Annotated in this window: 8 protein-coding genes, 1 CRISPR repeat array and 1 riboswitch; all 8 genes read right to left on the bottom strand. The window is 49.8% G+C overall.

Annotated elements, in window-relative coordinates; genetic code table 11:
* Positions 1 to 2,042: direct repeats of the CRISPR family, unit length 29 nt; unit sequence ATTTTCTCCACGCCCGTGGAGGTGTTTCT.
* Positions 2,043 to 2,075: 33 nt separating this feature from the next.
* Complete coding sequence (locus FHQ30_RS10770; protein WP_139611229.1) at positions 2,076 to 3,317, bottom strand: NRAMP family divalent metal transporter; 1,242 nt, start codon at positions 3,315 to 3,317, stop codon at positions 2,076 to 2,078.
* 2 nt (positions 3,318 to 3,319) lie between these two features.
* Positions 3,320 to 3,979: a thiamine phosphate synthase gene (gene thiE, locus FHQ30_RS10765; RefSeq protein WP_139611230.1), complete on the bottom strand. Its 660-nt coding sequence runs from the start codon at positions 3,977 to 3,979 to the stop codon at positions 3,320 to 3,322.
* Positions 3,980 to 4,804 carry a bifunctional hydroxymethylpyrimidine kinase/phosphomethylpyrimidine kinase gene (thiD, locus tag FHQ30_RS10760; protein WP_139611231.1) on the bottom strand — a complete coding sequence of 275 codons (825 nt, stop codon included), beginning with the start codon at positions 4,802 to 4,804 and terminating at the stop codon, positions 3,980 to 3,982.
* On the bottom strand, positions 4,797 to 5,597 hold the full coding sequence (gene thiM, locus FHQ30_RS10755) for a hydroxyethylthiazole kinase (RefSeq protein WP_139611232.1): 801 nt from the start codon (positions 5,595 to 5,597) through the stop codon (positions 4,797 to 4,799). The genes thiD and thiM overlap by 8 nt, the downstream gene beginning before the upstream one ends.
* 2 nt (positions 5,598 to 5,599) lie before the next feature.
* Positions 5,600 to 6,547, bottom strand: a complete 948-nt coding sequence (locus FHQ30_RS10750) for an ABC transporter substrate-binding protein (protein ID WP_139611233.1) — start codon at positions 6,545 to 6,547, stop codon at positions 5,600 to 5,602.
* Positions 6,548 to 6,608: 61 nt separating this feature from the next.
* A complete protein-coding gene (gene tenA / locus FHQ30_RS10745; RefSeq protein ID WP_139611234.1) occupies positions 6,609 to 7,262 on the bottom strand; it encodes a thiaminase II in 654 nt (217 codons plus the stop codon).
* Between the two features lie 24 nt (positions 7,263 to 7,286).
* On the bottom strand, positions 7,287 to 8,042 hold the full coding sequence (locus FHQ30_RS10740; protein WP_139611235.1) for an ABC transporter permease: 756 nt from the start codon (positions 8,040 to 8,042) through the stop codon (positions 7,287 to 7,289).
* Entirely contained in the window at positions 8,029 to 8,763 is a 735-nt protein-coding gene (locus tag FHQ30_RS10735; RefSeq protein ID WP_139611236.1) for an ABC transporter ATP-binding protein, read from the bottom strand. The genes FHQ30_RS10740 and FHQ30_RS10735 overlap by 14 nt, the downstream gene beginning before the upstream one ends.
* Positions 8,764 to 8,851: 88 nt before the next feature.
* Positions 8,852 to 8,958, bottom strand: a riboswitch (TPP riboswitch).
* Positions 8,959 to 9,033: the final 75 nt, after the last annotated feature.

Here is a 9,033-nt window from a genome sequence, read left to right as displayed (position 1 = left end):
ATTTTCTCCACACCTGTGGAGGTGTTTCTGCCAAAAACAAGCACTTTTAAAAAAATAAAAAATTTTCTCCACACCTGTGGAGGTGTTTCTACCGCAAAAATCGGATCGTCTGCTCTTATGCGATTTTCTCCACACCTGTGGAGGTGTTTCCAATCCCCTTTTGACCGCAAAAACGCTTAGCACATTTTCTCCACACCTGTGGAGGTGTTTCTGCGGCAGCACTGCCGTTTCCTGCGAATCTTCCATTTTCTCCACACCTGTGGAGGTGTTTCCTTTGATAGCGCAACTGGTCGGTTCTGCCCCTGATTTTCTCCACACCTGTGGAGGTGTTTCCAAACTCTTGCGCCTTGGTGTTGATTTCTTGCAATTTTCTCCACGCCCGTGGAGGTGTTTCCTAGACATCAAACAAAAATTGGCGGCGGTGATGATTTTCTCCACGCCCGTGGAGGTGTTTCTGCACCGAAACGCTGTTCAAGCTGCAAGCTGTCATTTTCTCCACGCCCGTGGAGGTGTTTCTGTGGGTGATTGTAGTGGTAAAAACAAGCGAACATTTTCTCCACGCCCGTGGAGGTGTTTCTTTCCATAAGGCTTTGGCGCTAGTTTAAGGTGAATTTTCTCCACGCCCGTGGAGGTGTTTCTGTTGCAGCGCCTGCACGGCTATTACACAGACGATTTTCTCCACGCCCGTGGAGGTGTTTCTTTGTCGTGCCAGCCAGTCGAGGTGCATATGTTATTTTCTCCACGCCCGTGGAGGTGTTTCTTTTGTTGATGACGCTCTTGAATTGTGGGGCGAATTTTCTCCACGCCCGTGGAGGTGTTTCTTTTTCACTCACCGTGCCGAGCATGTTATTAAAATTTTCTCCACGCCCGTGGAGGTGTTTCCAAGCCAATCGCCTCAAGTTTCTGTTTGTCATCATTTTCTCCACGCCCGTGGAGGTGTTTCTATCGGCATTTTGGCGTTGATTATTACCGGTGCATTTTCTCCACGCCCGTGGAGGTGTTTCTGAACAACTCTTTGAAAAGCTAAGTGTAGTCGAATTTTCTCCACGCCCGTGGAGGTGTTTCTGCACCGTGATGCATTTGATGAACCGCCTGAAGATTTTCTCCACGCCCGTGGAGGTGTTTCTATCTTTGATTTCGCCTTTCATCTCGCCCAGTTATTTTCTCCACACACGTGGAGGTGTTTCTATTTGCGGTGTACTCATTCGGATCATATGCGGATTTTCTCCACACACGTGGAGGTGTTTCTTGCCGTCCATGTACACATTGGCGTTCACAATTATTTTCTCCACGCACGTGGAGGTGTTTCCCATCACTACCTAAATAAACACTACCTTGTATAATTTTCTCCACGCACGTGGAGGTGTTTCCTGCACCTACAACCAACAACGCACGCTGATGTTATTTTCTCCACGCACGTGGAGGTGTTTCCGAGGACAAGCTTTTAGAGACGGTCTGGCAGGAATTTTCTCCACACACGTGGAGGTGTTTCTGCAGCGGATATGACGGGCGGGCAGCAAAATGCATTTTCTCCACACACGTGGAGGTGTTTCTCACTTTGCAACGCACACCACCGTCGCGAATTGATTTTCTCCACACACGTGGAGGTGTTTCCGCACCGTTTTAGAGTTGCCAAAGCCGGAGCTGATTTTCTCCACACACGTGGAGGTGTTTCTCCGAGCCGGGTCGATATTGGGATCAACGTTGAATTTTCTCCACACACGTGGAGGTGTTTCTCCGGTTTTGACAGCTAAAACACTGTCGACTCAATTTTCTCCACGCACGTGGAGGTGTTTCCTCAGCATCAAATCTATAGATTACTGTGTCATAATTTTCTCCACGCACGTGGAGGTGTTTCCTGCACCTACAACCAACAACGCACGCTGATGTTATTTTCTCCACGCATGTGGAGGTGTTTCTGACGGGCAGTTTCACAACGGGAATCCGGCAACATTTTCTCCACGCACGTGGAGGTGTTTCTAAGCATCATCAGGCTTAACCGGATCATCTATAATTTTCTCCACGCATGTGGAGGTGTTTTTCTCAATTTACAACGCTATGACGGCAAAGGTGATTTATTTATAAATAAAATAAACCCCAACCATTGCTACTAAATAAACTATTCCGGTCCAAGCCAGATAAGTCAGCCATCCTTTTTGCTGTTTATCTTGGCGTGCGAGGCTGAAGTTGAGCCAGGCAAACACCGGGGCGGAGACGAAGGAGGCGGTCATGGCGAAGGGGATCATTTTGCCGATGGCGCTGCTGAAGAACTGGATCACGATAAAGGCGGATAAGGTGGTGAAAAACATCGAGTAACGCAGGGTTTTGTCGTGGTAAGTCGGGTTAAAAGTGCGGTTTTCCTTTGCGGATTTTATCGATTGTCGGAGTAAAATAACAGTTTGTTGGTTGCAGCGGGAATAGCCGTCGACGGCGACGATGGTGGTGCCGTAGATGCAGATAAATGCCACCAGTGCCATAAACCAGCGGGTCCATTCACCGATGCTGAGGGCGTACATCTCTACGAATTGTCGGATAAATTGTCCGCCGGCGAGGGGGGGAATTGGTTTGCCGTATTGCACCAAGGCGCCGAGCGTCATAAACATCAAGGCTAATATCATCGTGACGAGGTAACCGCTGTTGAAATCTAGCAGGCGTTTTTGGCGATAGTTTGGGGCGAGACGGTTTTTTTCCATCACCCAGAGTGAGCTGGCGACGCTAAGTTCCATCGGGGCAGGCATCCAACCCATGAGGGCGATTAAAAACGGAATGGCACTCAGTTGCCAAGCAGAAGGCGCGATGAAATCAGCGGGGATGCTGTTGCCACTGCTGCGAGTGAAAGCGATTAATAACGCAATCAAGGTGATCAGCGACAGCAGAAACATGATGCTTTTTGATACGCTGTCTAAGCGCGGATATTGGCGTGAAAATAAAATAGCGAGAAAGCTGAATAACACAATAATATTCAACCAATTAAGTGAAATTTCAATCGGAATCAACATATTCAGCAACACAGCTGACAACAATGTGCCGCCCGCCACATTGACCATAGTAGCGAACAGATTGAACAATAGGAAAAGCCAGAGATAACCGTTACCTTTGTCGGCGTAACCCTGCAATACGCTTTTATTTTTCAGCGCACTGTAATCAAATGCAAAACGAAAAAAAGGGTATTTCAGTAGATTGACGGCGACGATCAACAGCGCCAATTGATAGCCGTAATAGGCGCCAGCCTGTGTTGAGGCGATGATGTGTGAGCCACCGACGCAGGACGAGGCCATAATAATTCCCGGTCCGAATTGTTTGCTGAATGATGCCATGGTTATTGTCCTTTTAATTGTTGTATGCTGTTGGCGATATTTGGGCTTCGGCTGATGGCGGAAATCACCGCCACACCGTCCGCCCCGGCTTGACGGATGGAAAGTGCGGTTGCGGGGGTGATACCGCCAATGGCGACCAACGGTTTTGCAATACCTTGTTGGCGAATCTGTTGTAATAATTTCAACCCGACGGCTGCCTTGGCATCGGCTTTCGATTGGGTCGGGAAAATAGGTCCGACGCCGAAATAACCCACTGCCTGCAATGCGGCATTCGCTATCGCTTGCGGCAGGGTATTCACCGATAAACCCAGTAATAATTTGCCTTGGCATTGTTCGATCACCTGTGCAATCGGACGATCATCCTGCCCGACATGCACACCATCTGCTTGCACGGCTAAAGCCAGATCCACATTATCGTTGATAAAAAACGGCACATGATACTGACAGCAAAGATCGCGGCATTTTTGCGCTAATTGAACAATTTTTTGCGGATCTTGTAAGGCATTTTTGCCTTTTTCCCGAAATTGAAAACAGCTGATACCGCACTTTAAGGCTGTTTGCAACAGCGACAACAACGCTGGCTCAGGCGGCAGTTCGAGATGTTGGCAATCTTGGGTGCCGGCAATAAAATAAACCGTGAGCATTTTTCTAATATCCTGCATTTAATAAACTCCGGAGCGGGGCAGAGAGGAAAATGCCCAGTGGTTGGTGGGGCCATGTCCATGGCCGATATTTAACGGTTGGCTGATGGCGGCGGTGATAAACTGTTTTGCCAAACGAATTGCGATCACCGTATTTTGCCCTTTGGCAAGCTCGGCGGTGATGCAGGCGGAAAAGGTGCAGCCGGTGCCGTGGGTGTGTTGGGTCGGATAGCGCGGACTGACCAGCGTGAAATGCTGCTCCGGTGTGAACACCCAGTCTTGGCAAACCGCACTTTGTGAGTTGTTACTGTGTCCGCCTTTGATCACCACGGTTTTAGCACCAAGTTGTTGCAACGTGCGGGCGGCTTGCTCGGCACTGCGGCCATCGATAATCTTAATACCGGTCAAGGCTTCGGCTTCCGGCAAATTGGGCGTGATAATGTCGGCAAGCGGCAGCAAATGTTGTTTCAGGGCAGCAACCGCACTTTGTTGCAGCAGCGGTGCGCCACCTTTGGCGACCATCACCGGATCCAACACCATTTGTCCGAATTTGTAACGTTGCAAGGCAGCGGCAACACACTCAATGATTTCTGCCGAACCTAGCATGCCCAATTTAAAAGCACAGATATCAAAATCTTCGGCGACGGCTTTCAGTTGTGCCTGGATAGTCTCCGGTGGTATCGGGTGGATGTCGAAGACGCCGAGGGTATTTTGTGCGGTGACCGCCGTGATGGCGCTGGTGCCGAATACGCCACGCATCTGAAAGGTTTTTAGATCCGCCTGAATTCCTGCGCCACCGCCGCTGTCCGATCCGGCAATGGTTAAGGCTTGTGCAATTTTAGTCATCATCAATCCTCGCCAGTTGCTGCACTTGCGTGCTATCCAATGTTGCTAATTTATCCAAAAGTGCGGTATAAAATTGTCCGTATTGCTGCGGTTGCAGATTTTTTGCCGCCAGTTCGCCGGCAATAGTATACGCCGTTGCCGCTTCAACCAATGCCGGAAAATCATGCTGTTGCGCCACTGCTAAAAATGCACCACAAACCGCACTTAATAGACAGCCTGAGCCGGTAATGTGCGGGAATAACGGCGTCCCATTTTGAATATGCGCCAGTTGTTTGCCATCACTAATTACGTCAACCGCACCGCTGATCACGGCGGTGCAGCGATGTTGCTGTGCAATTTTTTTAGCGACATGGTCTAAATCAGCATCCCCTTGTCCGACATCAACGCCCTTGGTTTGCCAATTGACGTTGGCAAGGTACGCCATTTCGCCGGCATTGCCGCGAATTGCACTGAATTGGATTTCTTGCAGCAGTTGTGCCACCGTTTGTTGGCGGAAGCGGGTTGCGCCGACGCCGACCGGATCCAACACCACCGGAATGCCATGACGGTTCGCCGCTTTGCCGGCAATCAACATGGCTTTCACTTGTTCGGCGGTCAGCGTGCCGATATTTATCACCAACGCCTGGCAAATCGCCGGCAGTTCGTCCATCTCCTCGACCGCACTTGACATAATCGGCGAGGCGCCGAGCGCCAGCAAACCGTTGGCGACATAATTGGCGACCACGATGTTGGTGATATTGTGGATCAACGGGTTACGTTGGCGTAGCTGGCTGAGATAATCGGTTTTTAACATAATCAATCCTTCAGTTGTATGGTGTAATCGGTGAGCGGCGGCACTGTTTTGATCAAGCCCTGCTGCTGCATAAATTCCGCCATGTGTTGATAGCGGTTTTCATCAAGGGCGCGTGGGCGCAAGGTTAAACGTGGTAGGGTGTCACGCCAGGCAAGGCGGTTCAGTTCGTTGTCTAGCTCATTCGGTTTATAACTGACGAAATCCTGCCAGGCTTGATCGGGGTGGTTGATCAAATAGATCGTCGCTTGCTCAAGTGCGGTTAGAAAGGCATGTAATTTTTTGTCGGTCAGGTTGTTTTTATTGGCAACTAAAATCAGTTCGTCATAAGCCGGTACGCCGTGTTCTTCCGGGTAAAATGCGCGTCCCGGCTGCTGTTCAAGTGCCATTTGATTCAATTCAAAATTACGGAAAGCGCCGATCACGGCGTCCACTTGTCCGCTGATTAATGACGGTGACAGCGACCAGTTGACGTTCACCATTTCCACATCTTTTTCGCTCAAGTCATATTTTGCCAACATTGCTTGCAGCAGGCTGGTTTCAAAACCACTGACCGAATAGCCGATTTTTTTGCCTTTTAGATCCGCCAGACTTTCAATACCGCTGTTTTGCAGCACCACCACGCTGTTTAACGGGGTGGACACCAGCGTGCCGATACGTACTAACGGCAGCCCCTCCGCCACTTGCATTTGCAGTTGCGGCTGATAATCCACCGCAATATCGGCTTTGCCCGCGGCAACCAGTTTGGGCGGCATTGACGGATCCGCCGGTTCAACGATCTCCACCGCTAAATCGTGGGCGGCGAAAAAGCCTTTTTGTTGTGCCACGATCAAGGCGGCGTGATCCGGATTGACAAACCAGTCTAGCAGTAGTGTCACTTTTTGTTTGGCTTGTAACGGCAGATGGATCAGCAAAAGAGCGGTCAAGAGGGCGAGCAGTTTTCTGTTTTTCATGTTTATCTCCTGTAAATGATTAAGGTCTGTTGATCTTTGTTTATAATTTGAGCTATAGACGCTAGCTTAAATCCAATCCCATTTGCCAAAAGGCAACTTCCATACGGGTGGCGGTGTTGAAGATGGTCTGCACTTTTGCCCGTTGTTTCGCTGTCAGTTCGTGGCAAAGTTGATTTAAAAAATCGGTTAGTTCGGCAGCGGCAAGTTGAAAATCGTCACTGGCGTAGGTGTCGATCCAATCTTGATACGGATTGCCGGGTGGGCTGAGCTGGCGTTCGACAATATGGCGGGCGATCTGGGCATAACCAAGGGCGCAAGGCGCAATCGCAGCGTAGAGATCCGCCAGACTGCCGTTGATGCCGCAGTCCAACACATAACGGGTGTAGGCGACACAGGCGGCAGATTCGGGTGTTTGCAGCAGTTCTGTTTCGGCTATTCCCCAGTGTCGGCAGAACTTAACGTGCAGTTTGCTCTCTTGCAAAATGGTTTGAATGGCATGGTGTGCCTGTTCCATTTGGGCAAAATTTTCGGCTTTGAACAGCGCCAATGCCAAAGCACGGTTATAGTGAAACAGATAGAGATAATCCTGTTTTAAATAGTGCTGAAAACAGCGTTTATTCAGCGTACCGTCGGCAAGGCGCCGCACAAAATCATGTTCGATATAGGCCCGCCAGTGCGGCTCGGCATGTTGTATCAGTTGTTGAACGGTAGACATCTTTTTTCCTTTTGGGTTAATGGGTTAACGAAGATGGGCAGCCCACGGAATCAAGCGGCGCAAGGTATGATCCAGTAAGAAATAGAGCGATAGGGCGATGATCAGTAAGACAAACAGCGCCGAAAACATCAGATCAACCTGCATGCGTGCATTGGCTTGCAGCATCAAATAGCCTAAGCCTTGTGATGAGCCGACCCATTCCCCGACCACCGCACCGATCGGCGCAACCGAGGCGGCAATGCGCAAACCGGATGCCAATGACGGCAATGCCGCAGGCAACCGCACTTTAAACAGCAATGTGGCAGGTGTAAGCTGCATTGAACGTGCCAAATCCAGCCAAGCGTGCGGAGTGTTGCGTAAGCCGTCGTAACAGGCGGTGGTGACCGGAAAATAGATAATCAGCACCGTCATCACGATTTTGGACGCCATGCCATAGCCGAACCACAGCACCAACAGCGGCGCAATCGCAAAAACCGGAATCGCCTGTGAAATCACAAGTAACGGCATTAAAAAAGCGGAAACCGGTGCAGAAAATGCCAATAACAGTGCCGAACCCAAACCGAGCAGAAAACCCAGCGTCAGCCCGAGTACGATTTCGAGTAATGTGATTTGGGCGTGCTGCCATAACAGCGCATGCTGTTTTAACAGTTGTTGCCACACCGACTCTGGCGACGGCAGCATATAGTGCGGCAGCGCCAACAAGCTGACCGCACTTTGCCATAACAGCAGTAAAAGTGCGGTCAGCATCATGATCTTAGCGAGCCGTTTAAACCAATTCATGCGGCGCTCCTTGCAAGAGCTGGTGAAACAGCATTTGTTGCAATGCCGATTGCGGGTTTTCAGTCAAGTCGCGTGGTTTTTTACCCTCAGGAAGATGCGCAGGATTTAAAGGTCGGCAGGGATCGTGCAATACATAAATCCGATCACCTACGCGAATCGCTTCTTGCGGATCGTGGGTGATCAATAGCACGGTTTTGTGTTGCAATAAGTCACACGCCAGATCTTGCAGTTGCAAACGGGTGACCGCATCAAGGGCGGAAAACGGTTCGTCCATCAAAATCAGATCGGCGTTTTGCATCAGCGTGCGCGCCAGTGCCACCCGTTGCCGCTGTCCGCCGGAAAGTTGCTGGCAACCTTTGTGCAGATGGTTTTCCATTTGCACCGCCGCTAATAAGTGCTCTGCCTGTTGCCGGGATTGACGGTTTTTTTTGCCTTTGAGATGTTGTTCCAACTGGACATTATCCAGTAGCGACAACCACGGATACAGCGAATCTTGTTGTGCCAGCCAAGCCAGTTTGAGTGGGCGGGGGAAATGAATCTTGCCTTGCTGAATAGCGGTATTTTCTAAACCGGCAATCGCCCGCAGCAGCGTCGATTTGCCGACGCCGGAACGCCCCAACAACACCGTCCATTGTTGTTGCGGCAAATCAAAATTGAAATCGGTGAACAGCGCTTGCTGCTCAAACGCCAGGGTTAAGGCGCGAATTTCAACGGCATTCATTTTACGCCACCATCGGTTCAGCGAATGGTTAACTAATGCGTTGCAACAGGTTGAAAATCGGCTAAATCAGAGAAAAGTGCGGTATGGTGTGTTGGCATATTTAGTTTCCTACGTCAGCATTAACTGGATCAGGTTCACGGGTTTAATCTCAGCCGTTTTGTGGTCACCACAAAATCAGCACCCCGACTAATGGACATCCAATCTATAAAAATTTCCGCTATAACACAACTGTTTTGTTAAATAAATTTGAAGTGGGTCATACTCTTTTAT

The sequence above is a fragment of the Testudinibacter sp. 'clade 2' genome, from assembly GCF_006227735.1.
GTDB lineage: Bacteria > Pseudomonadota > Gammaproteobacteria > Enterobacterales > Pasteurellaceae > Chelonobacter.
The sequence above is the reverse complement of the archived record's forward strand: the minus strand, read 5'-3'. Positions and strand labels throughout refer to the sequence as shown.

Bases quoted from the DNA above. Each gene is read 5' to 3' on its own strand.
- FHQ30_RS10735 (WP_139611236.1), bottom strand. From the start codon at position 8,763: ATGAATGCCGTTGAAATTCGCGCCTTAACCCTGGCGTTTGAGCAGCAA.
- thiE (WP_139611230.1), bottom strand. From the start codon at position 3,979: ATGCAGGATATTAGAAAAATGCTCACGGTTTATTTTATTGCCGGCACC.
- thiD (WP_139611231.1), bottom strand. From the start codon at position 4,804: ATGACTAAAATTGCACAAGCCTTAACCATTGCCGGATCGGACAGCGGC.
- FHQ30_RS10770 (WP_139611229.1), bottom strand. From the start codon at position 3,317: ATGGCATCATTCAGCAAACAATTCGGACCGGGAATTATTATGGCCTCG.
- thiM (WP_139611232.1), bottom strand. From the start codon at position 5,597: ATGTTAAAAACCGATTATCTCAGCCAGCTACGCCAACGTAACCCGTTG.
- FHQ30_RS10740 (WP_139611235.1), bottom strand. From the start codon at position 8,042: ATGAATTGGTTTAAACGGCTCGCTAAGATCATGATGCTGACCGCACTT.
- FHQ30_RS10750 (WP_139611233.1), bottom strand. From the start codon at position 6,547: ATGAAAAACAGAAAACTGCTCGCCCTCTTGACCGCTCTTTTGCTGATC.
- tenA (WP_139611234.1), bottom strand. From the start codon at position 7,262: ATGTCTACCGTTCAACAACTGATACAACATGCCGAGCCGCACTGGCGG.